Origin of the sequence: Stenotrophomonas sp. TWI587 (genome assembly GCF_039674145.1) — a bacterium.
GTDB classification, from domain to species: Bacteria; Pseudomonadota; Gammaproteobacteria; order Xanthomonadales; family Xanthomonadaceae; genus Stenotrophomonas; species Stenotrophomonas maltophilia_AY.
Map to the genome: position 1 here is coordinate 37,994 of NZ_JBDJMW010000009.1, position 26,443 is coordinate 64,436.

The window sequence follows — 26,443 nt, forward strand, 5'->3', positions numbered from 1 at the left end:
ATGAACCTTCCCGCCGGGCGCGGTGGAGCGTCAGACGATTCTTACCCTTTCGTGCGAGGCGGAAATGTTCATGGCTTCACGATACTTCGCCACGGTGCGTCGCGCTACCGGTATTCCCGACGTTTTGAGCAGGTCAGCCAGCTTGGCGTCAGAAAGCGGCTTGCGCGGGTTCTCGTCATCGATCAGGCGGCGCAACATGGCCTGGATGGCGGTACTGGAGGCTTCGCCGCCGCTGTCGGTATCGATGCCGGAGGCGAAGAAGGCGCGCAGGGGCAGGGTGCCGCGCGGCGTGCGCACGTACTTGCGGGCGATCGCGCGTGAAATGGTGGATTCGTGCAGGCCCAGTTCGCCGGCGATCTCGCGCAGGGTCAGTGGGCGCAGCGCCTGTTCGCCGAATTCCAGGAAGGCGGCCTGCTGGTCGAGCAGGCAGCGCATCACCCGCAGCAGGGTCTCGCCGCGGGCCTCCAGGCCCTTGAGCAGCCACCGCGCCTCCTGCAGGTGGGCGCGCATGTAGCCGGCGTCGGCTTCCCCGCAGCGGCGGATCATCTGCTCGTAGCCGCGGTGGATGACCACCTTCGGGCCGGCATGACCGGCCAGGGCGGCACGCCAGACGCCGTTCTGGCGCCAGACCACGCAGTCCGGCACTACGTAGCTGTCGTGGGAGAGTTCGCCGATCTGGGTACCGGGGCGGGGGTCCAGCGAGCGCAGCAGCTGCACCGCGACCTCCACGTCGGCCACCGGCTCGCGCAGCTCATGGGCGATCCCGGCCACACCGCTGCGTGGCAGGCGCTCCAGCGGGCCATCGGCGATACGGCGGGCCAGGGCCAGGCCGGGGGTGTCGGCGGGCAGCACCAGCAGCTGCAGGTCCAGGCATTCGCCCAGCGTGCGTGCACCGACCCCGACCGGGTCGAAGCGCTGGATCTGGTGCAGCACGGTCAGGATTTCAGCCTCGTCGGCCTGGATGGCCGGGCGCAGGGTCTCGGCGATGGTCGCCAGCGGCTCGCGCAGGTAGCCGTCCTCTTCGAACGCGTCGATCAACGCCGCGCCGATACTGCGGTCCCGGGCCGACAGGTGCGACAGGTGCAGCTGCCAGAGCAGGTGGTCGGCCAGCGATTCGGTCTCGGCCACGCGCTCGGCGGCGCTGCCGTTGTCGTCATCGTCGAAGGAGCCGCCACTGCTGCCGCTGGTCCAGTCGCCCTCGCCGGGCGACCAGTCATCACTGGCCGAGACCTGGTGCTCGCCATCGGCGTGGGTATCGGTGGGGGCAGGCGGGGGGCTGTCCTCGCCGGGGCTGGCCTCGAGCGCCGGTTCAGCGTTCTCGGCCCAGTCCAGCAGCGGGTTGGTCTCCACCGCCTCGTTGATTTCCAGCTCCAGCTCGGCGTTGGACATCTGCAACAGCTTGATCGCCTGACGCAGCTGCGGCGTCATGACCAGGTGTTGCCCCATCGATGTCTGCAGCCGTGCTTTCATGCCTGTGCCGAACGGAAGGAAGGCGTTGCGGCGGCCGCTGGATCAGAGCTTGAAGGTGTCTCCAAGGTAGACGCGGCGGACGTCGGCGTTGGCCAGGATCTCGTCCGGCGCGCCCTGTGCCAGCACGCTGCCCTCGTTGAGGATATACGCGCGGTCGCAGATTCCCAAGGTTTCGCGGACATTGTGGTCGGTGATCAGTACCCCGATCCCGCGCTGCTTGAGGTGGGTGACGATACGCTGGATTTCGCCGACCGAGATCGGGTCGACACCGGCGAACGGTTCATCGAGCAGGATCAGGCGCGGCTTGGCGGCCAGCGCACGGGCGATTTCACAGCGGCGGCGCTCACCACCGGACAGGCTGGCACCGAGCTGGTCGGCCACGTGGTTGATCTGCAGTTCGTCCAGCAGGCTGGCCAGTTCCTTCTCGCGGCCGGCCTTGTCCAGGTCCTCGCGCAGCTCCAGCACCAGGCGCAGGTTGTCGGCCACGGTGAGCTTGCGGAACACCGAGGGTTCCTGCGGCAGGTAGCCCACGCCCTGCTTGGCGCGGGTATACATCGGGTCGCCGGTGATGTCCTTGCCGTCCAGCACGATGCTGCCGGCGTCGGTCTCGACCAGGCCGACGATCATGTAGAAGCAGGTGGTCTTGCCGGCACCGTTCGGGCCGAGCAGGCCGACCACTTCACCGGCCTCCAGGGTCAGCCCGAAATCCTTGACGACTTCACGCTGCTTGTAGCGCTTGCGCAGGCCTTTGGCGACGAGCATTACTTCTTGCTCCCGGGGGTCGGTACGGTGGTCTTGGCGGCCGGCGCGGCCGGCGCAGCGGTCTTGTTCTTGGGCTGGATGACGGTGCGCACGCGCGTGCCATCGCCACCGCTGTTCATCTCGCCGGTGCGGGTGTTGTAGGTCATTTTCTGGCCGGCGTTGGTGCCGCGCGCGCTCTTGACCTGGTAGTTGCCGGTCATGGTCAGCACTTCGGCCTTGATGTCGTAGTCGATGCGGTCGGCGCTGGCGTCCATCCAGCTGCCGTCGTCGAGCTGCTGCTTGAGCTTGGCCTGCTTCCCGGTGAACACCGCGCGCACCGCTTCGCCGTCCTTCATGTAGATCTCGGCATCGGCACTGCGCAGATCGAGCGTGCCCTGGGTGACCACCACGCCCTGGGACAGGGTGGTCTTGCCGTCGCCGACCAGCGTGCCCGACTGGGTGCCGGCATCGATGGTCATCGGTTCATTGCGATCGGTGGACTTCGCGCTCACCGCGAAGGCGGGGACGAGAAGACTGATCGCGCAGGCGGCTGCAAATAGGATCTTCATGGAATGGGTCTGTCCTGCCAGAGTGGGGGTCGTGACCAGACGTCAGCCTGGCCGGTGAATAGGGGATTCCTGTGCAACGTGCGCCGGCGCCTGTCCGTGAGGACGTCGCCACGGCGGCGGTGGCTCAGCGCTGGGGCGTGTAACGGCCCTTGGCCTGGCTCAGGAAATGGTAGGTCTTGGTTTTGGAATCCAGCTCGAAGCCGACGCCGGACTGGCTCATGCCCGGGCGGGTCATGGTGACCAGCGCATCGGTCTTGGCGCGGCTTTCGTTCGGGAAGACATCCAGGTGATCGGTACGGAACGTGGTGGGCGGCACGCTGGCGATCTTCGGGCTGTCGCCGCTGACGTTGCCGATCAGCTTGAGTTGATCGCCCTTGGCGCTGACCCAGCCCGTATCGCTGCGCAGCTCCCAGTGGTTGCCGTCCTGGTCGGGCAGCAGGAACAAGGGCGTGGTGATGTTCATGGTTTCATCGCTGCGCGTGCGCTCCAGCAGCGGGGCGCGCAGGGTGGTGGATTCCTTGCCCTGTTCGTCCAGCGCCACGATCTGGAAATCATGCAGGACGTAATCCTTGGTGGCATCGTCGCCTGCCTCGGCCGCGCCCTTGTCGCGATCGTGCAGCGCCAGCCAGCCAGTGAAGACGGCCGCCACCAGCAGACCGATGCCGAGAGAGGTACGCAGGTTCATGCGCCGAACCTCGCCAGCACCGCATCCACGTGACCCTGCGCGGCCAACAGCACGTCGCACAGCTCACGCGCCGCGCCCTGGCCGCCATCGCTGCGGGTCTGCCAATGCACGCGCTCGGCGATCCATGGGTGGGCATTGGCCGGGGCGACGGCCAGGCCGACCGCACACAGGGGACCGAGATCGGGGAGGTCGTCACCCATGAAGGCCACCTGGTCCAGGCCGATCCCGTGCTGCTCGCACAGCGCCTTGACGCTGGCCAGCTTGTCGCCAACCGCGATCTGGGTATCGATGCCCAGGTCCGCGCCACGCTTGAGCGCGGATTGGCTGTTGCGCGCGGTGATCAGCACCGGGTGGATACCGTGGTGTTGCAGCAGTTTCAGGCCGAGTCCGTCCTGCACGTAATACGCCTTGCTCTCGTTGCCGTCCTTGTCGTAGTAAAGCCGACCGTCGGTGAGCGTGCCGTCCACGTCGAAGCAGGCCAGCCGGATACGGCCGGCAGCGGCATGCAGGTGGGACGGGAAACCGGGCAACGGGGAGTAGGGCATCGTCTGGGGGCAGCTCAGCTGAATGGAGGAAGGCAACTGTGGTTTAAACCACCCGGGCCCGCAACAGGTCATGAATGTTGAGCGCGCCGACCAGATGACCGTCGCCATCGACCACCATCAAGCCATTGATCTTGTGGGCTTCCATCAGCTGCGCCGCCTCGGCTGCCAGCTGATCGGCACCGATGGTGCGCGGGCCACGGGTCATCACATCGGCGATCCGCGCGCTGCGCACGTCCAGGTCGGTATCCAGCGCGCGGCGCAGGTCGCCGTCGGTGAACAGGCCGATCAGGTGATTGTCGGCATCCACCACGGCGGTCATGCCCAGGCGCTTGCGGCTCATCTCCACCAGGGCCTCGCTGAGGCTGGCGCCGACGTCCACGCGCGGCAGCTCATCGCCGCTGTGCATGACATCGGTGATGTGCAGCAGCAGGCGGCGGCCGAGGCTGCCGGCCGGGTGCGAGCGGGCGAAATCGTCGGCGGTGAAGCCACGGGCATCGAGCAGGGCCACGGCCAGCGCATCGCCCATCGCCAGCGAGGCGGTGGTGCTGGAGGTCGGGGCCAGCGCCAGTGGGCAGGCCTCGGCCGGCACGCTGACATCCAGATGAACGTCGGCGGCGCTGGCCAGGCTGGACTGCGGGCGGCCGGTCATGGCGATCAGGCGGTTGCCCTGGCGCTTGAGCACCGGCAACAGCATCAGCAGCTCATCGGACTCGCCCGAATAGGACAGCGCCAGCACCACATCGGCCTCGGTGATCATGCCCAGGTCACCATGCCCGGCTTCACCGGGGTGCACGTAGAAGGCCGGGGTGCCGGTCGAGGCCAGCGTGGCGGCGATCTTGCGGGCCACATGGCCGGACTTGCCCATCCCGGTGGCGACCACGCGGCCCTTGCTCTGCAGGACCAGCTGGCACGCCTGGCTGAACGCATCGCCCAGCCGCTCGGCGACCGCGCCCAGCGCATCGCGCTCGATCTCGAACACGCGGCGGCCGCTGGCGACCAGTGCCGCAGCGTCGGCCGGATGGGGGAGTTGGGGCGAGACAGCCATGCGAGCGCCACGTGGAAGAGTAGAATGAGCGCTCATTTTATTAGGAAAGCCCGTTGGACGCCGAGACCATCCGCAATCTGATCGAAACCGGCCTGCCTGGCGCCCGCGCGGACGTGCAGGGTGACGACGGCGTGCACTTCGAGGCCACTGTGGTCTGCGACGCCTTTGCCGGCAAAATGCCGCTGGCGCGCCACCGCATGGTCTATGCGACCCTGGGCGATCTGATGGGCGGGGCGATCCACGCGCTGGCGCTGAAGACCGTCACCCCGGCCGAAGCGGGTTAGTCAGCCGAATGATGGTTGGCTCTACCTCACCGATTACATCAGCCGACCACCGGTCGGCTCTACCTCATTCCAAGTAGATTCCATGGCCAAGATCGTAGTGACCGGCGGCAAGCCGCTGCATGGTGAAGTGAATATTTCCGGCGCCAAGAACGCTGTCCTCCCCATCCTGTGCGCGACCCTGCTGGCCGACGCGCCGGTGGAAATCACCAACGTGCCGCACCTGCACGACGTGGTCACCACCGTGAAGCTGCTCGGTGAGCTGGGCGCCAAGGTCACCATCGACCAGGGCACCCTCTCGCGCGGCAGCGCGATCGTGGTCGACCCGCGCTCGGTCAATCAGCACGTGGCGCCGTACGAGCTGGTCAAGACCATGCGCGCCTCGATCCTGGTGCTCGGTCCGCTGCTGGCCCGCTTCGGTGCGGCCGAAGTCTCGCTGCCGGGCGGCTGCGCGATCGGCTCGCGTCCGGTGGACCAGCACATCAAGGGCCTGCAGGCCCTGGGGGCGGAGATCACCGTCGAGAACGGCTTCATCAAGGCCCAGGCCAAGCGTCTGAAGGGTGCGCACTTCACCTTCGACATGGTCAGCGTCACCGGCACCGAGAACGTGCTGATGGCCGCTGTGCTGGCCGAAGGCACTACCGTGCTGGACAACGCGGCGATGGAGCCGGAAGTCACCGATCTGGCGCACTGCCTGATCGCGCTCGGCGCGAAGATCGAAGGCCTGGGCACCGCCCGCTTGGTGATCGAAGGCGTGGAGAAGCTGTCCGGTGGCCGTCATGAAGTGCTGCCCGACCGCATCGAAACCGGCACCTTCCTGGTCGCCGCGGCGATGACCGGTGGCAAGGTCACGGTCAACCGTGCCCGCCCGAACACCATGGACGCGGTGCTGGCCAAGCTGGTCGAAGCCGGTGCGAAGATCGAGACCACCGACGACAGCATCACCCTGGACATGGAAGGCAAGCGCCCGCGTGCGGTCAACCTGACCACCGCGCCGTACCCGGCCTTCCCGACCGACATGCAGGCGCAGTTCATGGCGCTCAACTGCGTGGCCGACGGTGTGGGCGTGATCAACGAGACGATCTTCGAAAACCGTTTCATGCACGTCAACGAACTGCTGCGCCTGGGCGCGGATATCCAGGTGGAAGGCCACACCGCCATCGTGCGCGGTGCCGAGCAGCTCAGCGGCGCGCCGGTGATGGCGACCGATCTGCGTGCGTCGGCCTCGCTGATCCTGGCCGGTCTGATGGCCGAAGGTGATACCACCATCGACCGCATCTACCACCTGGACCGCGGCTACGAGAACATCGAAGAGAAGCTGTCCTCGCTGGGCGCCACCATCCGGCGTATCGCGGCATGATCCTGCGCGGCCGGTTCACCCGCCGCCGCAAGGCGCTGCTGGTGCTGGTACTGATCGTGCTGGCGTGGCTGGGCTACGCCTGGTACGCCGGTATCGCCATCACCCAGGGCATCCAGCAGGAAGACATGGACTGGAATGCGGATGGCACGGTCAGCCGTACCGAAGTGTTCCAGTCGTTCTATGCGGTTGGCGTGGACAAGAGCGTCGACGGCAACCGCCATTGCAGCACCTATTACTGGCGCGACACGCGCCAGCAGATCCGGGTGGACTGCAAGACGGTGTTCGGCGAGGCCAAGCCGGAATGAAAAAAACGCCCGCGAAAGCGGGCGTTTTTCCTGGTCAGTTCATGCCTTTGATCGTCAGATCCAGTGCATCCTTGCCGCTCTCACGCTGCAGCAGACGCGCCGGCACCGGGAACTCCGGCACGATCCAGGCGATCAGTTCCTTGTTGCCATCGGTCCGCGACACCTTGGTGGCGTCGTAGGACTTGCCGGCCACGGTGATCTTCTCCTTGCCGACCACCTTGTAGGACATCGGCTTGATCCGGCCTTCGTCGACCATGCGGTAGTTCAGCGGTTTGCCGGCCGCCAGATCGCGCGCGATCGCCAGGTTGATCAGCAGGGCATCCATGTCACCGGCCTTGAGCGCGACCGGACCACGGCGGTCCGGCTTGACGTCGCCGGTCCAGGTGGCCTGGTTGCTGCTCCAGTTGTAGGTGGCGTCCACGTTGCGCTTCTTGACCAGCAGCACCGAGCGGTCATTGCTGCTGAGCGGGCGCAGGCGGCCGTTGGCTTCCTCGAACACGGTGTTCTGGCTGAGGTCGGCCAGCTGGTTCTTGACGTTGAGGCTGTAACGCCACTTGTTGGCGCCTTCGCTGGTCAGCGTCATGGTGCCATTGGCCTGCATGCCCATGTAGCTGGCCTGGTAGTCGGCCTTGAACGGCTGCAGCGCCATGGCGGGCAGGCTCACCACGGCCAAGGCGCCAGCGGCGATCCAGGTCAGCGGACGATTCAATGTGGTCATGCTCAGACTCCTTGGTATTCGATCAGGCGCAGATCAATCCGATCTTCGCCATCTTCGCGTTGCAGGATGCGCACCGGCGTGGGAACACCGTTGGCGATCCAGAGGATGGTTTCGTCATTGCCGCCGTTGGTGCGATACACCCGCAGCGCGTTGTAGGACAGATCGCCAACCGGCACGTTCTCGGTGTCCGGCGCGGCCTGGTAGTCATGCTGGCGAACGCGGCCCACGTCCACATAGCGGTAGTGCATCTGCCCGCCCGGACGCGCGTCGCGCATGATCGCCAGGTTCAGCAGCAGCGCGCTCTGGTCGCCCGGCTGCAGCGGGATCGGCTGGCGGCGCTCTTTTTTCAGATCGCCCAGCCACTGCGCGGTGCCAGCCTGCCAGTCGTAGGTGCCGGTGACCTTCTTGCCCAGGAACAGGCCCTTGCGGACGGTGCTCTGGCTCAACGGTACATAAGTGCCGTTGCGGTTCTCGAACACCGTGCTCTGCTCCAGGTTCAGGCCGAGCACGCTGGCGAAGCCGCTGCGGCCGACCACCTGCATGTCCACGCGCCACTGCTGGCCACCGGTGTGGGTGACACGCATGGTGGCATCGCCGGCCTGCTTGCCCTTGTACAGGGCCTGGTAGGTGGCGGTGAACGGCTGCAGCGGCGGTGCTTCCCAGTCCATGGCGGGCAGGGCGGGCAGCGGTGGTGTCGCTGCATCCTGCGCGTGGGCAAGGGCGGCGGTGCACAGCAGGGATGCCATCAGCAGCACGGGCTTGAACAAAGGCGTTCTCATGCGGGCCGGTCGGGGGAGGGGGAGGAGAGGATGCCAGCGCCGGGATCAGCAGCGTGTGTGCGCGCCGCTTATCGGTTCAGCTGTCCGGCGCAATCTAGGCGCAGCGGGCTAAACAGAGGGTGACCGTCGAGCTGGAGCTGACCTGCCTGTTCAGTTACACGACCACTGACCAGCAGCGCCAGGCTGGCGATCAGCAGCGGATGCTCCACGGCCAGCACACGCTGGGCCAGCGTTTCGGCCGTGTCGCCGGTCTGGACCGGCACGCGCGCCTGGGCCAGCACCGTGCCGGCATCGAGTTCGGGTACCACGAAGTGCACGCTGGCGCCGTGCTCAGCGTCACCGGCCTCCAGCGCACGCGCATGCGTGTGCAGGCCCTTGTAGAGCGGCAGCAGCGAGGGATGGATGTTGACCAGGCGGCCATTGAAGCGCGCGACGAAATCAGCGCCGAGGATGCGCATGTAACCGGCGCAGACCACCCAGTCCGGGGCAAACCCGGCCAGTGCATCGCCCAGCGCGGCATCGAAGGCGGCGCGGTCGACGAAGTCCTTGGGTGAACGTGCCCAGCGCTGCTCGGCAGCGACGTGCAGGAGGGCGGGCGCATCGGGCTTGTCCGACAGCACCGCCACGACCTGCGCGTCGAGCTGGCCGGCCGCGATGGCCGCAGTGATCGCCTGCAGGTTGCTGCCGCGCCCGGATGCGAGCACTGCCAGGCGTGCCGGTGCGCTCATCGCGTGCTCCGCCGTGCCATCGGCCAGACCAGCAGGCTGCCCAGCGTGGCCAGAAGCATGTCGGCGTGCGCATCCCACACATCCCCCTGCTGACCGTTGTAGGCCTCGGCCGCCTCGGGCGACAGCAGCAGCGCAATGCCCCATTCCAGCCATTCGTAGGCCAGGCTGGAGCACATCACCGCCATCACCGCCAGGGTGAAGGCCTGGCCGATGCGCAGCGCAGGCCACGTATGCCGCGCCAGTTGCAGCAGCGCCGGGGTGAAACAGACGCCGTACAGGAAATGAATGAGGCGGTCGAAGTGGTTGCGCTGCCAGCCGAAGGCGGCGTCCGGCGACCACTGCAGCGCGGCTTGCAGCCAGGCGTCGTAAGGCACGTTGGAATACAGCCAGCGCGCGGCGATGCAGTGGATGGCGATGAAGCCGCAGATGGCGGCGAACGCGCCGTTGCCCAGCCCCCAGCGGCGGTCTACCCACCACAACGCCACCAGACCGATCACGGTCAGCGAGCTGTGCAGGGTCTGCTCAAGCGGCCACAGCGGCTGGATCCAGCTGGCGGCGAAGATCGCCAGCACGGCGACAAGGGCGAGCTTCTTGGCCATCGAAAACGGACGGGCACTGCGGCCACGGTGGTTCATGCGCGTCAGCCGGCAGGTCAGGGCGTTGAAGGGGGCGGGGTGGCGCCGTGCGCGAAGCGCTCACGCACCGGGGTGCGGGTCAGGGTGACCAGGGTGAACACGCCGAGGAGGGTGCCTAGCGGCATGAACATGCAGCACACGCCGGCGGCGACCATGCACAGGGTATGGCGCTGGCTACGCGCCAGGCAGCGCCCGGCGTAGCCGATCAGGCCGGCCGTGGCGAGCATGCCCAGGAAGAACACCGCGCCCAGGCCGGTGAACATCCAGCCCATCAGCTGGACCTCGCCTGGCGATGAGGCCGTGCTGCCGTCCATCGGCATGGCCCCGCTGAGCACTGCGATGCCCAGCACCAGGTAGATCACCGGGAACAGGGAAAACAGCGCGGTAAAACCGGCCATCACGTAGTGCAGTACCGACAACAGGCGCAACTGCGCCGCCTCGTCCTGGCCGCCACGCGGCGGTGCCGCCGGCAACCGGGGCGGCAGCGGTGGTGGAGCGATGGCCTCCATGCGGGGCTCCATGGGCGCGATCAGCCGATCTTGACGCGCTCGGTACCGTCGGCGACGGTGACCGCGCCAATGGTCCAGTGCTCCAGGCCCTGTGCGGCCATCGCAGCGCCGACCGAGCCGACCTGGTCGGCGGCCACGATCAGCACGAAACCGATGCCGCAGTTGAAGGTGCGCCACATCTCGCTGTCCGCCACGGCGCCTTCCTTCTGCAGCCACTGGAACACCGGCGGCAGGGTCCAGGCGTCGGCCTTGATGTCCAGGCCCAGGCCATCGGGCACCACGCGGATGATGTTCTCGGTCAGGCCACCACCGGTGATGTGGGCCATGCCGTGGATCGCCGCGCCGTGGGTCTTGAGCAGCGCCAGGATCGGCTTGACGTACAGGCGGGTCGGCGCCATCAGCGCATCGACCAGCTTTACGCCGCCGTCCAGCTCCAGATCAGCCGGCTGCCCGGCGCGGTCGTAGATGCGGCGCACCAGCGAGTAGCCGTTGGAGTGTGGACCGGAGGAGGCGATGCCGATCAGCACATCGCCGGCGGCCACGCTGGCGCCGTCCTTCAGTTCGCTCTTCTCCACGCCAGCGACGGTGAAGCCGGCCAGGTCGTACTCGCCCGGGGCATACATGTCCGGCATTTCAGCGGTTTCACCGCCGATCAGCGCGCAACCGGCTTCGGTGCAGCCATTGGCGATGCCGCCCACGACCGCCGCAGCGGTGTCGATGTCGAGCTTGCCGGTGGCGAAATAATCCAGGAAGAACAGCGGCTCGGCGCCCTGGACCAGCACGTCGTTCACGCACATCGCGACCAGATCGATGCCGATCGTGTCATGGCGGCCCAGCTGTTGTGCGAGCTTCAGCTTGGTGCCCACGCCGTCCGTGCCCGAGACCAGGACCGGCTCGCGGTACTTGTTGGAGAGGTCGAACAGGGCGCCGAAGCCACCCAGCCCGCCCATGACTTCCGGGCGGAAACTGCGCTTCACCAGCGGCTTGATGCGCTCGACCAGCTCATTGCCCGCGTCGATATCGACACCGGCGTCGCGGTAGGTCAGGGGAGAGGGGTTGGACGGGGAATTGGTCACGGGCGTCGGCGCTGCGCTGGGGTGAAAGCGCGATTTTAACAGGCCACGTTGGCGCGCAGGCCCTATTCGGGCAACAATTCCCCCCGGATACGCTCAATGGAAGTCCTGATGCGCCGCAGCCTCTTTTTCATGATGTTCCTCGCGTTGTGCCTGCCAGTGGCCTCGATGGCCCAGAGCGGCCTGCGCACCGAAGGCGATGTGGCCAGTGCCAGTGGCGCTTACGAGGCCGAGGTCCCGGTCAACAGCCAGGCCGATTCGGACCGCAACGGTGCCCTGTCCCGGGCGCTGGGCAATGTGCTGGCCAAGCTCTCGGGCGACCGCAGCGTGATGAGCCGCCCCGGGGTGATGCAGGCCCTGCGCAATGCCAAGGATTACGTGGCCAGCTATGACTACCGCCAGGACCAGAGCACCTCGGCCGGCGGCGCACCGAGCTACCGCACCATCCTGGTGGCCCGCTTCCGCGAGGATGACGTCGACAGCCTGATCTCCGCCCTCGGCCTGCCGCTGTGGCCGCAGCCGCGCCCGAAGCCGGTGATCTGGCTGGCCATCGATGATGGCTCCGGCCCGCGTCTGGTGACCGTCCAGCAGGCCAATGCGGCCCGCCCGCTGCTCAACCGTGCCATCGAGCGCGGCTACAAGCTGGGCCTGCCCACGGGCAGCGCGGCCGAGCAGGCGCTGGTCGGCGCGATCTGGCGCCAGGACACGGCCTCCGTGGCCCGTGCCTCCGCACGCTATGCCCCGCCGATGCAGCTGATCGGCAAGCTGTACCGCCAGGGCAGCGGATGGGTGGCCGACTGGGTGTTCGTCGATGGCGGCAAGGAACTGAACAAATGGACCACCAAGGACAGTGATGCCCGCCGCGCCATGGCCGGGGGTGCCGACGGCGCCGCCGACGCGCTGGTCCGCCGCTATGCCAAGGCCGGTGCCGCCACCGGTGCTGCCGGCACGTACACCATCGTCGTGCTGGGCCTGAACAGTGCCGAGGACTACATGCGTCTGGCCGCCGGCCTGCGTGAGACCGCCGTGGTCCGCAACGTCACCCCGGTGCGCGCCTCGGGCGATCGCCTGGAGCTGTCGCTGGAGATGACCACCGGCCTGGCCGGCCTGAACCGCATGCTGGGCGACAACGGCGTGATCGCGCCGACCGCGCCGCTGCCGGTGCCGATCGATGAAACCACCCCCTCGGCCCTGCCGCCGCCTGCCAGCAACGAGTACCGCCTGCGATGATCCTCACCCCCGAAGCGGAAATCGCACAGTTCCTCAGGCGGTTGAAATATGTGCTGGTGGCGCTCGCCGCCGGCTGGGTGATCTGGCTGCTCGGGCCGATCCTCACCCCGTTCGTGTTGGCCTTGGCCCTGGCCTGGCTGGGTGACCCGCTGGTCGACCGGATCGAGGCCACCGGCCGCTCGCGCAACACCGGCGTCGTGCTGGTGTTCGTGGCGATGATCCTGCTGATCACCGCCGCGCTGCTGATCCTGGTGCCGATGATCGAGCGCCAGGTCGCCACGCTGGTGGCGGCGATCCCGCAGGCACAGCAGTGGCTGATGGAAAAGGGCATCCCGTGGTTCGAGCAGAAGACCGGGCTGGAGGTCATGCAGTGGATGGACCCGGACCGGCTGATCGAATGGGTGCGCAGCCACTGGCAGCAGGCCGGCGGCTTTGCCAAGACCTTCTTCGGCTACGTGCAGCGCTCGGGCTTCACCATGGTGACGTGGGTGGTCAACATCCTGCTGCTGCCGATCCTGGCGTTCTACTTCCTGCGCGACTGGGACAAGCTGGTCGAGCGCGTGGCTTCGATGATTCCGCGCAACCATGTCGGCACCATCACCAACCTGGCGCGTGAATCGGATGAAGTGCTCGGTGCGTTCATCCGCGGCCAGTTCCTGGTGATGATCGCGCTGGGCGTGGTGTACGCCGCCGGCCTGTCGCTGGTCGGCCTGAAGCTGGGCCTGTTGATCGGCCTGGTGGCTGGCCTGATCAGCTTCATTCCGTACCTGGGCGCGACCACCGGCATCGTGATGGCCGTCGTGGCGGCACTGGTCCAGGCGCAGGGCTTCGATCTGAAGCTGCTGATCCTGGTCGGCGTGGTGTTCACGGTGGGCCAGCTGCTGGAAAGCTACGTGCTGACCCCGCGCATCGTCGGCGACAAGATCGGCCTGCACCCGGTGGCGGTGATCTTCGCGGTGATGGCCGGTGGCCAGCTGTTCGGTTTCCTCGGCATGCTGCTGGCGCTGCCGGTGGCGGCAGTCAGCAACGTGCTGCTGCGTTATGCACATCAGCGCTATCGCCAGAGCGATCTGTACGCCGGTGAGAAATCGGCGATCGTGCTCGATGCCTATGTGGACAAGCCCGAGATCGTCATCGTGGGCACCCCGAAGGGGCCGGACGCGCAGTGAGTGTCGTTCCGCAGTTGCCACTTGCCCTGCGCTACCCGCAGGACGAGCGGTTGGAGACGTTCATCGGTGCGCCGGACGGCGCGCTGGCGCAGCTGCGCGCCATTGCCGTGGGCGCCGCGCATGACTGGGTGTATCTGGAAGGCGCGCCGGGCACCGGCAAGACGCATCAGGCGCTGGCGATGTGCTCGCTGGCCGAGCAGGCCGGCCGCCAGCCGACCTATCTGCCGCTGAAGGCGGTGGTGGGGCGCACGCGCGCCGCGCTGGAATCGCTGGAAGGCCGCGACCTGGTCGCGCTGGACGGGCTGGATGCGGTGGCCGGGCAGCGCGAAGACGAAGTGGCGCTGTTCGATTTCCACAACCGCGCGCGCGCAGCGGGCATCACCCTGCTGTACACCGCACAGCACGCCCCGGACCAGCTCGGACTGGTGTTGCCTGACCTGCGCTCACGCCTGCAGCAGTGCGTGCGCGTGATGCTGCAGCCGCTGGATGACGAAGGCCGCGCGGCGGTGCTGCGCGAGCGCGCGGCACGCCGTGGGCTGGCGATCGATGAAGCGGCGATCGAATGGTTGCTGACCCGTACCGGCCGTGAGCTGGGCAGCCTGGTCAGCCTGCTGGACTGGCTGGACCGCGAATCGCTGGCGGCCCAGCGCCGCATCACCGTGCCGTTCCTGCGCCAGGTGCTGGAAGACGGCCCGCACCTGATGTAACGGTCGGGGAACGGCGCGTAGATCCACGCCATGCGTGGATGTATCTGGTGCGGGCAGCGCGACTGCCTCAGCCACGCATGGCGTGGCGATACCCTGGCCGGATCAGGCGTCCAGTTCCGCGTCCAGCTGCGCCAGCCGCTCCGGCGTGCCCACATCGGTCCATCTACCCGCGTGATGCTGGCCGGTCACGCGGCCCTGCGCCATCGCATGCCGCAGCAGCGGGGTGAGGCCGAACTGGGGCGGGTTCGCGCTGGCACCGGCCGTAGCGCCGATCACCGCGCGCCATCCATCGATGATCGCGGGGCGGTACACGCCCACACCTGCATAGGTGAGCCGGGCGCTGTCGCCGTCATCGCCGACGCGACCATCGGCGTGCAGGATGAAATCGCCGCGCGGGTGCTGCGCGGGATTGTCGACCAGCACCAGATGCGCATTGCCCGAGGGTGTGCGCGGTAGCGTGGCGAGATCGACATCCGTCCACACATCGCCGTTGATCACCAGGAACGGTGCATCGCCGAGGACCGGCAGTGCGTTGAGAATGCCGCCGCCGGTTTCCAGCGGCACAGCGCCTTCATGGAGGAACTGCAGACGCAGGCCCCAGCGCGCACCGTCGCCGAGTGCGGGCGCGAACTGATCGCCGAGCCAGGCGGTGTTGATCACCACCTCTTCGATGCCGGCGGCCGCGAGCCGCTCCAGATGCCACACGATCAGCGGTTTGCCCCCGGCCACCAGCAGTGGCTTGGGCGTGTGCAGGGTCAGCGGGCGCATGCGCTCGCCTTTACCGGCCGAGAAGATCATCGCCTTCATGGGCGGGCCAGGACCGGTTCTGCGATACGCGCCAGGGCCGGTTTGATGCGCAGCTCGAACAGATCGTGCAGTGGCGCGAGTTCGGGATGGCGCGGCAGCACTTCGTCCAAATAGCGGATGAAGCGCGGTGCATCCTCGAAGTAGTGTCCCTTGCCATCGCGATCGCGCAGGCGCACAAACAGGCCGAGGATTTTCAGGTGGCGCTGCACGCCCATCCAGTCGGCGTCGCGCAGGAACTGCGGCCACGGCCGCATCGGCAGACCGGCGGCCAGGGCGAGCGCGTGATAGCGCGCCAGCCACGCGTCCACACGTTCGATCGGCCAGCTCAGGAACGCATCCTTGAACAGGCTGACCGGGTCGTAAGCGATCGGCCCGCGTACCAGGTCCTGGAAATCCAGCACCGCCGGGCCACCCTCGATGGGCATCAGGTTGCGCGGCATGAAATCGCGGTGGGTCAGCACCTGCGGCTGCTGCAGCGCGTTGTCCATCAGCAGGCGGTGCATGCGCTGCAGGTTCTCGATCTCGCCACAGTCCAGTGCAAGGCCGAGGTGGCGCTGCAGGAACCATTCGTCGAACAGCCCGGCGTCACGCTGCAGCAGCGCCTCGCCGAAGCTGCCCATGCCCTCGGGCACCGGGATCGACTGCAGCCGGATCAACTGCGCGAAGGCGGCATCGAACCAGGCATCGGCATTGTCGTTGTCGATATGGCGGGCCAGGGTCGGGCCACCCAGGTCTTCCAGCAGCAGGAAGCCGTTGTCCTCATCGCGGGCCAGCACCTGCGGCACGCGCACGCCGTTGGGCTCGAGCAGGTCGTGCATGCGCAGCCACGGCCGCACATCCTCCAGCCCGGGCGGGGAGTCCATCACGATGTGGCTGCCGCGCGCGCTGGTGGCGCGCCAGTAGCTGCGGAAACCGGCATCGACCGAGGCACGGTCGAGGGCGGTGGCCGGATCGCCAAGGGCGGCGCAGGTCCACTGCCGGCGAAGGTCGGCGCGCAGCGGATCGGAAGCAGGATCGTTCATGGACGGGTACGTCGAAGCGGCGCCGGATGGCGCGCGGGAAAGAAGAGAGGGGGACGGTCAGCGCTTGCTGCTGAACAGCCGGAGCACGGCCAGCACCGCGACCGCACCGAGGATCGCGCCGATGAACCCGGCAGGCTCGCCACGGGCATACCAGCCCATGTACTGGCCGAACCAGCCGGCCAGCAGGGCGCCGACGATGCCGAGCACGATGGTCAGCAGGCAACCCATGCGGTTGTTGCCGGGCATGAAGAAGCGCCCGAGCAGACCGACGACGAAGCCGACCAGGATGATGTAGAGCCAGCTGGTGCTGCCAAACAGTCCGTTCATGCCAAAGACGTCAGTAGAAGGTGGACGCAGCCTAGCAAGGCCAGGCTGCGTCCGCCAACGTCAGCAGCAGCCGTGGCCGCCGTGACGGGTGCCGCTGTCGGCAGCGACCGGCGAACCGCTGGTCTCGCCACGCAGGCTGGCCGCGTAATGCTCGCTGATCACTTTGGACACGCACGAGGTCACGCGCTTGCCCATCGGGATGTGCAGGAACTCGTTCGGGCCGTGCGCATTGGAATGCGGGCCGAGCACGCCGGTGATCATGAACTGCGCACCCGGGAACTTCTCGCCGAGCATGCCCATGAACGGGATCGAGCCGCCTTCGCCCATGTACATCGCCGGCTTGCCGAAGAAGGTCTGGCTGGCATCGTCGATCGCCTGGGTCAGCCACGGCGCCATCGCCGGGGCGTTCCAGCCGCTGGAGGCCTTCTCCAGGTCCAGCTTCACTTCCGCACCGTTCGGCGGATCGCGCAGCAGGGCCTCCTTGAGCAGCTCGCCGCAGGCTTTGCCGTCGGCGGTCGGGGGCAGGCGCAGCGACAGCTTCACCGCGGTATGCGGGCGCAGCACGTTGCCGGCCGACGCCAGCGGCGGCAGGCCGTCCACACCGGTGACCGACAGCGCCGGGCGCCAGGTGCGGTTGAGCACCAGTTCGGCCAGGTCATCGTTCATCGGGCGCAGGCCGTCGACCATCGGGAATTTCTCGAAGATCGCGGTGTCCACCACTTCAGCGGCACGCTTGGCCTGCTCCTGGCGCTCGGCCGGGATCTCGACATTCATGCCGTCGATCAGGATGCGGCCGGTGTTCTCGTCCTCGATGCGCGAGATCAGCTGGCGCAGCAGGCGGAAGCTGGACGGGATCACGCCGGAGGCATCGCCGGAATGCACGCCTTCGTTGAGCACCTTGACCGAGAAATTGCCGCCGGTCAGCCCGCGCAGCGAGGTGGTGCACCACAGCTGGTCGTAGTTGGCGCAGCCCGAATCCAGGCACACCACCAGCGACGGCTTGCCGATGCGGTCGGCCAGGTGATCGACATAGGCAGGCAGGTCGTAGCTGCCGGATTCTTCGCAGGCTTCGATCAGGATCACGCAGCGCGCGTGCGGCAGGCCCTGTTCCTGCAGCGCCAGCACGGCCGCCAGCGAACCGAACATCGCGTAGCCGTCATCGGCGCCGCCGCGGCCGTACAGCTTGTCGCCCCGCAGCACCGGAATCCACGGGCCCAGGTCGTCGTCCCAACCGGTCATTTCCGGCTGCTTGTCCAGGTGGCCGTAGAGCAGGATGGTGTCGTCGCCGGTCTCGGCGCCGGACGCCGGGATTTCCAGCAGCAGCAGCGGGGTGCGGCCTTCCAGGCGCACGACCTCCACGGTCAGGCCGGGCAGGTTCTGGGCGCGGGCCCAGGTTTCCATCAGGGTGACGGCCTGTTCCATGTAGCCGTTGGCGACCCAATCGGCGTCGAACATCGGCGATTTGTTGGGGATACGGATGTAATCGACCAATTGCGGGACGATTTCGTTGTCCCACTTTTCACTGACGAATTGGCCGAGCTTGGCGCTGTCCATCTGAACTCCGGAGTGCTTTTGACAAGTGCCGCCATTCTACGCCTGCGGTGGGGTAGGTATTTCCCTACATCACGTCGGGTGTTAGGCCTGCTGTGTGAAGGTGCTGTGGACGATAGGCTGTGTGTATGTGGCGAGGGACGCTGGAACCTTCGACAGGATTGCCGGCAGGGGCCGGTTCCGAGCCACAAGGAGTTGCACAGTGGGACCTTGGTTTTCGTGCAGGGCGCTGTTGCTGGGACTGCTGTTGAGCGGAATGGCCTTCGCGGCCGATCGGATCAACATCAATACGGCGGATGCGTCGACGCTGCAGCAGGGATTGGCGAACGTGGGCCCGATGAAGGCCGAGGCGATCGTCGCGTACCGGCGACAGCACGGCCCCTTCGAACACGTCGAGGATCTGGCGCGGGTGAAGGGGATAGGGACAGCTACCGTCGAACGGAATCGACAACGGATGACGACCGGGGCCAGGCAGGCGCCGGCCGAGGCACCGCCCAGGAGGGCAGCGCCGGCCTCCGTACCAAGGCGCTGAAAAACAGGACAGGTCGGGACAGGCAGGACGCCGGTCACTGGTCGCCACGGCAGGATGCCGCGGCGGCACCGACAGCTGCAGGGAGGCGGCACGCAGGGAGGCGGCGCGGAAGGATTGGCGCGGACCCACCAGGACGGTGGCATCCAGACCCCGGGAAGGGCTGAGATGGCGGAAGCATATACGGCCGAGTGCAGGACGCATGGCCGGCACCCAGACTGGGCAGGATGCACAGGGGGAAGGCGGGATGCCGACAAGGATGTATCGATTGCCCGGTTCGCACAGGAGGTGTGGCCGGGCAATGCTTTTTGGGGCGGCTGAAACGGATCGCGGGGTTTCGCGATCGCGTGCCGGCCGTTCGTGTAGCGTGACCGCATCTCTTTGAATGGATGCATGACATGGCAGTACGCAGCACGCTGTTGAGTCTGGCGCTCGGGACGCTTCTGGCGACCGGGATGCTTCCCGCCACGGCCGCCAACGCGGCGCCGACGGCAGCCACGACCACGCAGGCCCCGCGCGGGCCGACCGATCTCAAGCCCGGCGAATTCCTCTGGCATCCGGAAATCTCCCCGGCCGGCCCGATCGTGCTGGTGGTCAGCCTCGATGAGCAGCGCGCCTACGTGTACCGCAACGGCATCGCGATCGGCATGAGCACGATCAGCTCGGGCAAGACCGGGCATGAAACCCCGACCGGTGTGTTCACGATCCTGCAGAAGGACAAGGACCACAAGTCCAACCTCTACAACAGCGCGCCGATGCCCTACATGCAGCGCCTGACCTGGGACGGCATCGCGCTGCACGGCGGCAGCCTGCCCGGGCACCCGGCCTCGCACGGCTGCGTGCGGTTGCCGCAGGCGTTCGCGCAGAAACTGTTCGGCGAAACCCATCGCGGCGACACCGTGGTGGTGGCCGATGCCAAAAGCGCGCCGATGACGCTGGCCTATCCTGCCGTGCTGGCGCCGGTCAGCAGCACCGGCACGCCGCTGGTGGAGAGCACCGACGCGCCCGCGCACTACTGGAACGATGCGGCCGCGCCGGCAGGGCAGGTTGGCATCCTGGTCAGCCTGCACGATCAGCGCCTGTACGTGCTGCGCGATGGTGTGCTGATCGGCGAATCGCGGCTGGAAGCAAAGGCGTTGCCGGCGTTTGAGGGCACCACGCTGTTCGTGATGGGGCAGGGCTACCAGGACAACCCCAGCCCGCTGGACCCGCACCGCCCGCTGCACCGCTGGACCGCCTATCCACTGCTGGGCCAGACCGCCGCCAATGCCACCCCGGACCTGCTCGCCACCCCGAGTCTGCCGATGGCCCTGCCGCCGGAATTCGCCGAGCAGCTGTACAGCGTGCTGGTGCCTGGCACCACGTTGCTGGTGACCAGCCTGCCAGCAGTACGCCCGGTGGCCGATGAACAGAACCTGCAGCCTGTCTTGGAATCCGATGCCGGTGGGTCCACTTTGTAAGGGTTGCCTCCGGTTGGTGTGCTGCCCATGCGTGTAGTGAAATTGCTGCCCGCCGCGTTCTGCGGCCTGATTGCGTCCGCCACGGCAGGCGCGGCCAGCCCTGCGCCGGCGCCTGGCGGTAACCCGGTGCAGATGGCCGAGATGCTGGCCAGGGCGGCGCCGGCGGCGGACAAGCACGTATTGCAGTTGGCGGCACGCGCGATGCACTGTGCCCTGCGTCGCCCGGAACTGGGGGTCGATCCGGGCAAGTTGAGCGTGATCGATTACTCACGGCCATCGACAGAGCCGCGCATGTGGATTTTCGATCTCAGCCGCCAGCGGCTGCTGTTTGAAGAGTGGGTCGCGCACGGGCGCAACAGTGGCGACAACCGCACCCAGCATTTCTCCAACAAAGACGGCAGCTTCATGTCCAGCCTGGGCGCGTTCACCGCCAAGGAAACCTACATGGGCGGCAACGGCTATTCGTTGCGCCTGGACGGGCTGGAGCCGGGCTTCAACGACCATGCCCGCGACCGCGCGATCGTCATCCACGGCGCGCCGTACGTGAATCCTGCGATCGCGCGCCTGCAGGGCCGCCTGGGTCGCAGCCTGGGGTGCCCGGCGGTGCGGCTGTCCGTGGCGCGGCCGCTGATCGACAGCCTGCGCGGCGGCACGATGGTGTTCGCGTATTACCCGGACAAAGACTGGCTGGCGCGTTCGCGCCTGCTGGAACCCGATTGCGGCGGCGTGTCCTGACAGGACTGCGGTGCGTTGGCTGAGGCACACTAGCCGCATGTCGACCGATCCCGTCCTGAGCGCGGCCAGCCGCGTCATTCCATCCTTCGAATACCGCCGCGAACGCTGGCGCAATGGCCAAGGCTGGACCCGCGAGATCCTGCGCGTACCCGACAGCGAGGACTGGCAGGTGCGCCTGTCGATCGCCGAGATCGAACAGGACGCCGCGTTCTCCGCGTTTCCCGGCATCGATCGCGAACTGGTGCTGCTGCGTGGTGAAGGACTGCGGCTGCGTTTCGCCGATGGCGCGCTGCACACGCTGATGCCGCCGCACGACCGCCTGCGGTTTGCCGGCGAGGCGCAGCTGACCGGTGAACTGATCGACGGGGTGACCCACGATTTCAATCTGATGTGGCGGCGCGATGCCGTGCAGGCCGAGCTGCTGCACCGGCCGCTGGTGGGCAGCATGTTTTTCTTCACCGAACCCGGCGTGGCATGGGCGATTCATCTGCTCGCCGGCCAGGCCGAATTTGAAGGCGAGCCGTTGCTGGCACCGTTGACCGCCGGTGATACCGCCTGGCTGGCCGCGGGTGAACGCCGCCGGTTCGCATTGCGCGGCGGCGGCGAATTGTTGGCGATCCGTGTGAGTGCGGGTGGCAACAGCGCCTGAGGTGCTGCAGGCGACCCTCAGTACACGTCGCGCCGATAGCGACCGGCGACGATCAGCGCTTCTTTCCCGTCGCGGCCCAGCGCCTGCTCGATCACCGCATCCACCGCCGGGGCCATGCCCTGCAGGCTGCCGCAGACCAGAATCGTGGCGCCATCGTTTACCCACGACTGCAGTTCCCGGATACGCGCCTGCAGCCGGTCCTGCACGTAGTGATGTTCGCCACCGTCGCGACTGAACACGGTATCCAGATGGGCGATCCAGCCGTCACGCTGCCAGGCGCGCAGGTCGTCGCCGAAGAAGAAATCGTGCGCGGCGGTGCGTTCGCCGAACAGCAGCCAGTTGCGGCGCGCGCCGGCGCTGATGCGCTCGCGCAGGTGCGCGCGCAGGCCGGCGATGCCGGTGCCGTTGCCGATCAGGATCAGTGGGGTTGCCGCCGGGACCCCATGGAAGTTCGGGTTGCTGCGGAAGCGCAGATCGATGCGGCCGTCCAGCGCGGCGTGATCGCACAGCCACCCACTGCCCAGGCCGGGAGTGCCATCAGGACGCAGTTGCCGGCGCAGCAGCAGCTGTACCTGGCCTTCGGCGGGCAGGCTGGCGATGGAGTACTCGCGGTGCGGCAGCGGGCGTAGCGCGGCCACCAGTGCGGCGGCGTCGGCAAAGGCGGCCGTCTCGTCGCTGCTGGGCAGATGCGCCCGCGCGAGATGCGCCCGCAGCGGCTGTCCAGCGATCTCCGTATCGCCCTCCCAAGGCGTATCGCGCAGCCAGGCCTCGACCTCGGCCGGCGCATGCTGTGGCCCGATTTCGACCACGTCACCGGCCTGCCACGCCGGCAGCACGCCATCAGCAGGCACCAGCGTGACGCGGTACGTCGGCGCGCCCGGGCTGCCCGGGTTTTCGAGGTGCCGCGCCTGCAGTTGCCACGGCAGGTACTCGGCCGGCGCCCAGTCGGGCAGCTCGGTGGCTTCACCCCCGAGCTGGCCCAGCAGTTGTTGCCAGTGGCGCAGCGCGCCGGGATCGGCGTTGTCCACCTCGACCGTATCAAACAGCGGGTGCGCACCGTGCTGGCGCAGCCACGCATCGAGCTGGTGGCCAAACGCGCAGAAGTGCCCGTAGCTGCGATCCCCCAGCGCCAGCACGCCGTACTGCAGGTGTGGCAGTGCCAGCGCCTGCGGCATGACCTTGCGCAGGAAGGGCAGCGCATGATCCGGCGCATCGCCTTCGCCGGTGGTACTGACCACGAACAGCACCTGCCCGCTGCGCTGCAGAAGCGCGGCGGTCACCGCATGCAGTGCGCGGATGCGGACCGGCAGGCCGGCAGCGCGCAGCGCCTGCGCACTGCGTTCGCACAGCTGCTGCGCGAAGCCGGTCTGGCTCGCCCAGACCAGCAGGATCGGGGCGGCTTCGTTGTCGGCCACGCGCTCCTCTCGCGGGCGTCCACGCCACCAGATCAGCGTGCAGAACGCCGCATAGCCCACCAGGCTGCCCGCTGCCCAGCGCCACTGCCAGGCCAGCGGTGCGCTCTGCCACCACGCGTCGCCCAGATGCAGGCGCAACAGGGCCCAGCCAATGACGGCCAGCAACAGCATCGCCGCCAGGTTGCCCAGCCACGAACGCGAAGGACGCGGCGTCATGCGGCGCCTGCGCGGTCGTCGGCGAGCAGTTGTTCGAATGCGGGGCTCATGTGTTCCTCGATGCCGTGCGCACCACGGCTGACAAAGCGTGCGGCCAGTGCATGGGTACGTGCAAATGCGATGCCGTCGTCCCGGCCCATCACCGTCAACGCAGTGGCCCAGGCGTCGGCCTGCATGGCGCTCCCGGCGACCACGGTGACCGCCGCCGCCGCGCGCGTGACCGGTGCACCGATGCGCGGATCCAGCGTGTGGCTGAACTGCTCGCCGCCGTGTTCGAAGTGGTGCCAACGATCGCCGGAAGTGGCCGCGGCGCGCTCGGTCAGCGCCAGCACGCGCGGCGGATGGTCTGACTGTGCATCGTCTTCCGGCGAGGATTCCACCAGCACGCGCCAGGGTTGATCATCCGGCTTGCGACCAAACCCATGCAGCTCGCCACCGACGTCCACCAGCGCTGCGTGCACGCCGTTCTGGCGCAGCCACGCGCTGACCTGATCGACACCAAAGCCCTTCGCGATCGCCGACAGGTCCAACGCCAGCCCGCCAGGTTGCAGCAGGCGACCGGGCTGCCAACGCAGCCGTTCCCAGCCACACCGCGCGCGGGTCGCGGCGAGGGTGGCAGCGTCGGGAATGCGCTGTGCCTGTGCCTGTGCACCGAATCCCCACAGCGCCACCAACGGGCCCACGGTGGGATCGAAGGCACCGCCGCTGCGCTGCGCGATATCCAGTGCGCACTGCATCACCGTGTCGAACAACGGTGGCAGCGTCTGCCATTCACCGGCTGCTGCACGATTGAAGCGTGAGATACCGCTGTCGACTTCCCACGTACTCATCTGCGCGACCACTGCGTCGAGCTGTGCCTGGATGCCGGCATGCAACGGGTGCAGGTCACGGCTGCGCGCCACGACCAGTTTTACCTGCCAGGTGGTGCCCATGGTGTGGCCGCCGAGGCTGGCGATGTCGACATCCGGGTTGTTCATGGGGTGGGCACGTCGGGACCAGTAAGCCCGATGGCCGGACTGCGTCAGGTGAAAAGCCCCCTGTCGTGTCCGACGGGGGCGCGGTGGGGTGGACGGCGCAATGCACGTCGAACGGGGTTACTCCGGCAGCACTTCCAGCGTGGCCACGTAGCTCAGGCGACGCTTCTTGGCTTCCTTGATCGACGTCTTGCTGTCCTCGGTGCCGGTCTCCAGCCAGTACATGCCCGCTTCGGGCCAGGTGACGGCGAACTCGCCCTTGGCATCGGTGCTGACCTTGATCTCTTCCTGCGCGTTGCGGTAACGCGTACCGCCACGGGTGATCTCGAAGTCCAGGCCGGCGGTTGGCTTGCCGTCGACCAGCACGCGGAAGCGCGCGGCTTCACCGGCGACCAGATCGTTCGGGTGGGCCAGCGCGATCATCTCGATGCCCTGGTTGGTCGGCTTGAGCGCGGTGTCGTTCGGGGTGCCGTTGGTGACGAAGGTTTCCACGCGACCCACCGACTGCGACACCTGCAGGTTCCTGGCGTTCTTCGGCACTTCGGTGGCGAAGGTGGCCGGGGTACCGCGCCAGCGCTTGGGCTTGCCGTCTTCTTCCCAGCTGGCCGACAGGCCGTTGTTGACCGTGGCCAGGCGGTAGGTGCCCTGCTGGGTCAGCTCGACATCGAACACGCTGCGGAACTTGCCGGTCGCCGTGTTCTGCGGCTGCACGGTGGTGCCGTCCGGCGCAGTGATGACCAGGCTGTCCAGGCGCAGCGGCACATGGTTGAAATAGAACAGGTCGTTGGAGACCGCCGCGTCGACGGTGATCCACGGGTTGGTGCCCGCGATCACGGTCTGCGAGGGCTGCAGCCAGGCCTTGTGGGCCAGGGCGGAGAACGGAAGTGCGGCGGCCATGGCGGCGGCGAGGACGAGCGTGCGCTTCATCGAAAAACTCCAGGTGGATAGGGGATCAGGGCTTGGCGGTCAGGGTGACCAGGCCGAGTTCGGTCGCGCCCTGGGCCTTGCCCGACTGTGCGGACGTGACCGGCCAGGTGAAGGGGATCTTGAGCAGTTCGCGGCCGCCGACTTCGCGCACCGCTTCCACCACGAGGGTGTAGTTGCCCGGGGCGAGTGCCTTGAGCGCCGGCTGCTTGTCGCTGAAGGAGAGCGCGTGCTTGCCGACCGGGCGGGTCGGGCCGGTCACGCCGTCCACCGGCACCTCCAGGGTGCGGCCGCTCTTGCGCCACCACTGGCGCAGGTCAGGCAGCCACTTGGTGCCATGGCCCTCACTGTTGCCGGTCTGCTGGTACCAGACCGACAGGTTGGCGGCGACCTTCTGGTCGGCCCCTTCCAGCCACACGGCCACATACGGGCGGTGGTACTCGGCCACGTTGAGCTTGGGCACCTCGACGTTGATGTCCAGGGTGGTGGCATAGGCCGGCGAGGTGGCCAGCAGGCCGCTCAGGGCGATGGTCAGGGTGACGCGCATGGTGCGGCTCCGGAAAGAAAGGTCAGTGGATGAGGATCAGGGCGATCAGCAGCGGGATCAGCAGGCCCAGGCCGACCAGCGGCCAGGTCATGCGGCGCTGGCGGGCATGCAGGTGCAGCAGGAACAGGCCGGTGATGCAGAACACCAGGCAGGCCACGGCGAAGATATCCAGGAACCAGCCCCAGGCTGGCCCGGCATTGCGCCCTTTGTGCAGATCATTGAAATAGGACACCCAACCGCGCGCGGTGGATTCGTACTCCACGGCGCCCGAAGCGCGGTCGATGCTCAGCCAGGCATCCGCGCCCGGGCTGGGCATGGAGAGATAGATTTCGCCATCGGACCATTCGGCCGGGCGGCGCCCGATCGAGATGCCGAGCTGCGCATCCAGCCAGCGGCTGGCCACGCGCGGGATCGGTGCCTTGCCATCGGCGCGGTCGCCAAGCTTGCCGAGCAGGTCGGCAGGCAGCTCCAGCTGGCGGCTGACCACCTCCGGCGTGGCTTCGATCCTGGAGGCGTGGTTCAAGGTGATGCCGGTCGCGGCGAACAGCAGCATGCCGATCAGGCACACCGCCGAGCTGATCCAGTGCCACTGGTGCAGCGTGCGCAGCCAGAAGCCGCGGCGTTGTTGTTGCACGCTGGAAGAAGGAGCGCTGGTGGCCACGGTCGGGAGAGAGAGTACTGAGGGGCGAATTACACCATTGATGAGAATGGTTCGCAATTTGTGAAAAAAGAAGGCAG

Annotated in this window: 31 protein-coding genes; 10 read left to right on the forward strand and 21 right to left on the reverse strand. The window is 67.5% G+C overall.

Annotation, left to right across the window (positions count from 1 at the left end; translation table 11 throughout):
- Positions 1-30: 30 nt before the first annotated feature.
- The 6 genes from ABE464_RS14840 to ABE464_RS14865 all read right to left on the reverse strand — a co-directional run bounded on the left by ABE464_RS14840 (position 31) and on the right by ABE464_RS14865 (position 5,055).
- Positions 31-1,470, reverse strand: a complete 1,440-nt coding sequence (locus tag ABE464_RS14840) for an RNA polymerase factor sigma-54 (RefSeq protein ID WP_346472592.1) — start codon at positions 1,468-1,470, stop codon at positions 31-33.
- Between the two features lie 42 nt (positions 1,471-1,512).
- On the reverse strand, positions 1,513-2,232 hold the full coding sequence (gene lptB / locus ABE464_RS14845; RefSeq protein WP_346472593.1) for an LPS export ABC transporter ATP-binding protein: 720 nt from the start codon (positions 2,230-2,232) through the stop codon (positions 1,513-1,515).
- Positions 2,232-2,780 (reverse strand): lipopolysaccharide transport periplasmic protein LptA, encoded by a 549-nt coding sequence (lptA, locus tag ABE464_RS14850; protein WP_346472594.1) that lies wholly within the window; start codon positions 2,778-2,780, stop codon positions 2,232-2,234. Before lptA ends, lptB begins: the two co-directional genes overlap by 1 nt.
- A 124-nt stretch (positions 2,781-2,904) precedes the next feature.
- Positions 2,905-3,465 carry an LPS export ABC transporter periplasmic protein LptC gene (gene lptC / locus ABE464_RS14855; RefSeq protein ID WP_346472595.1) on the reverse strand — a complete coding sequence of 187 codons (561 nt, stop codon included), beginning with the start codon at positions 3,463-3,465 and terminating at the stop codon, positions 2,905-2,907.
- On the reverse strand, positions 3,462-4,010 hold the full coding sequence (locus ABE464_RS14860) for an HAD hydrolase family protein (RefSeq protein WP_346472691.1): 549 nt from the start codon (positions 4,008-4,010) through the stop codon (positions 3,462-3,464). Before ABE464_RS14860 ends, lptC begins: the two co-directional genes overlap by 4 nt.
- A 43-nt stretch (positions 4,011-4,053) precedes the next feature.
- Positions 4,054-5,055, reverse strand: coding sequence for a KpsF/GutQ family sugar-phosphate isomerase (locus tag ABE464_RS14865; RefSeq protein WP_346472596.1), 1,002 nt, complete (start codon positions 5,053-5,055; stop codon positions 4,054-4,056).
- A 53-nt stretch (positions 5,056-5,108) separates the two neighbouring features.
- Here ABE464_RS14865 and ABE464_RS14870 point away from each other — a divergent pair, with 53 nt between their 5' ends.
- From ABE464_RS14870 to ABE464_RS14880, 3 genes are all read left to right on the forward strand, one after another.
- Positions 5,109-5,339: a BolA family protein gene (locus ABE464_RS14870; protein ID WP_088432818.1), complete on the forward strand. Its 231-nt coding sequence runs from the start codon at positions 5,109-5,111 to the stop codon at positions 5,337-5,339.
- Positions 5,340-5,421: 82 nt separating this feature from the next.
- Positions 5,422-6,696, forward strand: coding sequence for a UDP-N-acetylglucosamine 1-carboxyvinyltransferase (gene murA, locus ABE464_RS14875; RefSeq protein ID WP_346472597.1), 1,275 nt, complete (start codon positions 5,422-5,424; stop codon positions 6,694-6,696).
- Positions 6,693-7,001, forward strand: coding sequence for an EF-hand domain-containing protein (locus tag ABE464_RS14880; protein ID WP_261997787.1), 309 nt, complete (start codon positions 6,693-6,695; stop codon positions 6,999-7,001). The genes murA and ABE464_RS14880 overlap by 4 nt, the downstream gene beginning before the upstream one ends.
- Positions 7,002-7,035: 34 nt before the next feature.
- Here ABE464_RS14880 and ABE464_RS14885 read toward each other — a convergent pair whose 3' ends face one another.
- The 6 genes from ABE464_RS14885 to purM all read right to left on the reverse strand — a co-directional run bounded on the left by ABE464_RS14885 (position 7,036) and on the right by purM (position 11,446).
- Positions 7,036-7,719, reverse strand: a complete 684-nt coding sequence (locus ABE464_RS14885) for a DUF3108 domain-containing protein (RefSeq protein WP_123728567.1) — start codon at positions 7,717-7,719, stop codon at positions 7,036-7,038.
- A gap of 2 nt (positions 7,720-7,721) precedes the next feature.
- Positions 7,722-8,465, reverse strand: coding sequence for a DUF3108 domain-containing protein (locus tag ABE464_RS14890; protein ID WP_346472692.1), 744 nt, complete (start codon positions 8,463-8,465; stop codon positions 7,722-7,724).
- Between the two features lie 101 nt (positions 8,466-8,566).
- A complete protein-coding gene (purN, locus tag ABE464_RS14895; protein WP_346472598.1) occupies positions 8,567-9,226 on the reverse strand; it encodes a phosphoribosylglycinamide formyltransferase in 660 nt (219 codons plus the stop codon).
- Positions 9,223-9,861, reverse strand: a complete 639-nt coding sequence (locus ABE464_RS14900; RefSeq protein WP_346472599.1) for a DUF2238 domain-containing protein — start codon at positions 9,859-9,861, stop codon at positions 9,223-9,225. The genes purN and ABE464_RS14900 overlap by 4 nt, the downstream gene beginning before the upstream one ends.
- A 17-nt stretch (positions 9,862-9,878) precedes the next feature.
- A complete protein-coding gene (locus ABE464_RS14905; protein WP_346472600.1) occupies positions 9,879-10,370 on the reverse strand; it encodes a hypothetical protein in 492 nt (163 codons plus the stop codon).
- Between the two features lie 20 nt (positions 10,371-10,390).
- Complete coding sequence (gene purM, locus ABE464_RS14910) at positions 10,391-11,446, reverse strand: phosphoribosylformylglycinamidine cyclo-ligase (RefSeq protein ID WP_346472601.1); 1,056 nt, start codon at positions 11,444-11,446, stop codon at positions 10,391-10,393.
- A 108-nt stretch (positions 11,447-11,554) separates the two neighbouring features.
- Here purM and ABE464_RS14915 point away from each other — a divergent pair, with 108 nt between their 5' ends.
- Genes ABE464_RS14915 through hda form a run of 3 tightly spaced genes read left to right on the forward strand, consistent with a single transcriptional unit; the run spans position 11,555 to position 14,549 of the window.
- Positions 11,555-12,673: a DUF2066 domain-containing protein gene (locus tag ABE464_RS14915; RefSeq protein ID WP_346472602.1), complete on the forward strand. Its 1,119-nt coding sequence runs from the start codon at positions 11,555-11,557 to the stop codon at positions 12,671-12,673.
- Positions 12,670-13,842, forward strand: coding sequence for an AI-2E family transporter (locus ABE464_RS14920; RefSeq protein ID WP_046274061.1), 1,173 nt, complete (start codon positions 12,670-12,672; stop codon positions 13,840-13,842). Before ABE464_RS14915 ends, ABE464_RS14920 begins: the two co-directional genes overlap by 4 nt.
- Entirely contained in the window at positions 13,839-14,549 is a 711-nt protein-coding gene (hda, locus tag ABE464_RS14925) for a DnaA regulatory inactivator Hda (protein WP_346472603.1), read from the forward strand. Before ABE464_RS14920 ends, hda begins: the two co-directional genes overlap by 4 nt.
- Positions 14,550-14,651: 102 nt before the next feature.
- Here the strand turns inward: hda and murU are convergent, their stop codons facing one another.
- From murU to ABE464_RS14945, 4 genes are read right to left on the reverse strand one after another with little or no spacing between them, the layout of a single operon-like run.
- Positions 14,652-15,356: an N-acetylmuramate alpha-1-phosphate uridylyltransferase MurU gene (murU, locus tag ABE464_RS14930; protein WP_346472604.1), complete on the reverse strand. Its 705-nt coding sequence runs from the start codon at positions 15,354-15,356 to the stop codon at positions 14,652-14,654.
- On the reverse strand, positions 15,353-16,378 hold the full coding sequence (locus ABE464_RS14935; protein ID WP_346472605.1) for a phosphotransferase: 1,026 nt from the start codon (positions 16,376-16,378) through the stop codon (positions 15,353-15,355). The genes murU and ABE464_RS14935 overlap by 4 nt, the downstream gene beginning before the upstream one ends.
- A gap of 57 nt (positions 16,379-16,435) precedes the next feature.
- Entirely contained in the window at positions 16,436-16,705 is a 270-nt protein-coding gene (locus ABE464_RS14940; RefSeq protein WP_019185648.1) for a GlsB/YeaQ/YmgE family stress response membrane protein, read from the reverse strand.
- A 60-nt stretch (positions 16,706-16,765) separates the two neighbouring features.
- Positions 16,766-18,259 carry a M20 family metallopeptidase gene (locus ABE464_RS14945; protein ID WP_313212597.1) on the reverse strand — a complete coding sequence of 498 codons (1,494 nt, stop codon included), beginning with the start codon at positions 18,257-18,259 and terminating at the stop codon, positions 16,766-16,768.
- Positions 18,260-18,512: 253 nt separating this feature from the next.
- Here ABE464_RS14945 and ABE464_RS14950 point away from each other — a divergent pair, with 253 nt between their 5' ends.
- The 4 genes from ABE464_RS14950 to ABE464_RS14965 all read left to right on the forward strand — a co-directional run bounded on the left by ABE464_RS14950 (position 18,513) and on the right by ABE464_RS14965 (position 21,629).
- Entirely contained in the window at positions 18,513-18,788 is a 276-nt protein-coding gene (locus ABE464_RS14950) for a ComEA family DNA-binding protein (RefSeq protein ID WP_121043558.1), read from the forward strand.
- A 395-nt stretch (positions 18,789-19,183) separates the two neighbouring features.
- Positions 19,184-20,245 (forward strand): L,D-transpeptidase, encoded by a 1,062-nt coding sequence (locus ABE464_RS14955; protein WP_346472606.1) that lies wholly within the window; start codon positions 19,184-19,186, stop codon positions 20,243-20,245.
- Between the two features lie 21 nt (positions 20,246-20,266).
- Entirely contained in the window at positions 20,267-20,980 is a 714-nt protein-coding gene (locus ABE464_RS14960; protein ID WP_346472693.1) for a murein L,D-transpeptidase catalytic domain family protein, read from the forward strand.
- Positions 20,981-21,017: 37 nt separating this feature from the next.
- A complete protein-coding gene (locus tag ABE464_RS14965) occupies positions 21,018-21,629 on the forward strand; it encodes a HutD family protein (protein WP_346472607.1) in 612 nt (203 codons plus the stop codon).
- Positions 21,630-21,646: 17 nt separating this feature from the next.
- Here the strand turns inward: ABE464_RS14965 and ABE464_RS14970 are convergent, their stop codons facing one another.
- The 5 genes from ABE464_RS14970 to ABE464_RS14990 all read right to left on the reverse strand — a co-directional run bounded on the left by ABE464_RS14970 (position 21,647) and on the right by ABE464_RS14990 (position 26,366).
- Positions 21,647-23,260, reverse strand: a complete 1,614-nt coding sequence (locus ABE464_RS14970) for a flavodoxin domain-containing protein (protein ID WP_346472608.1) — start codon at positions 23,258-23,260, stop codon at positions 21,647-21,649.
- A complete protein-coding gene (locus ABE464_RS14975; protein ID WP_346472609.1) occupies positions 23,257-24,237 on the reverse strand; it encodes an FAD:protein FMN transferase in 981 nt (326 codons plus the stop codon). The genes ABE464_RS14970 and ABE464_RS14975 overlap by 4 nt, the downstream gene beginning before the upstream one ends.
- A gap of 117 nt (positions 24,238-24,354) precedes the next feature.
- The gene (locus tag ABE464_RS14980; RefSeq protein WP_346472610.1) at positions 24,355-25,161 is read right to left on the reverse strand and encodes a DUF4198 domain-containing protein; all 807 of its coding nucleotides are present in this window, start codon (positions 25,159-25,161) and stop codon (positions 24,355-24,357) included.
- 25 nt (positions 25,162-25,186) lie between these two features.
- Positions 25,187-25,705, reverse strand: a complete 519-nt coding sequence (locus ABE464_RS14985) for a DUF2271 domain-containing protein (protein ID WP_346472611.1) — start codon at positions 25,703-25,705, stop codon at positions 25,187-25,189.
- A 22-nt stretch (positions 25,706-25,727) separates the two neighbouring features.
- A complete protein-coding gene (locus ABE464_RS14990; protein WP_346472612.1) occupies positions 25,728-26,366 on the reverse strand; it encodes a PepSY-associated TM helix domain-containing protein in 639 nt (212 codons plus the stop codon).
- Positions 26,367-26,443: the final 77 nt, after the last annotated feature.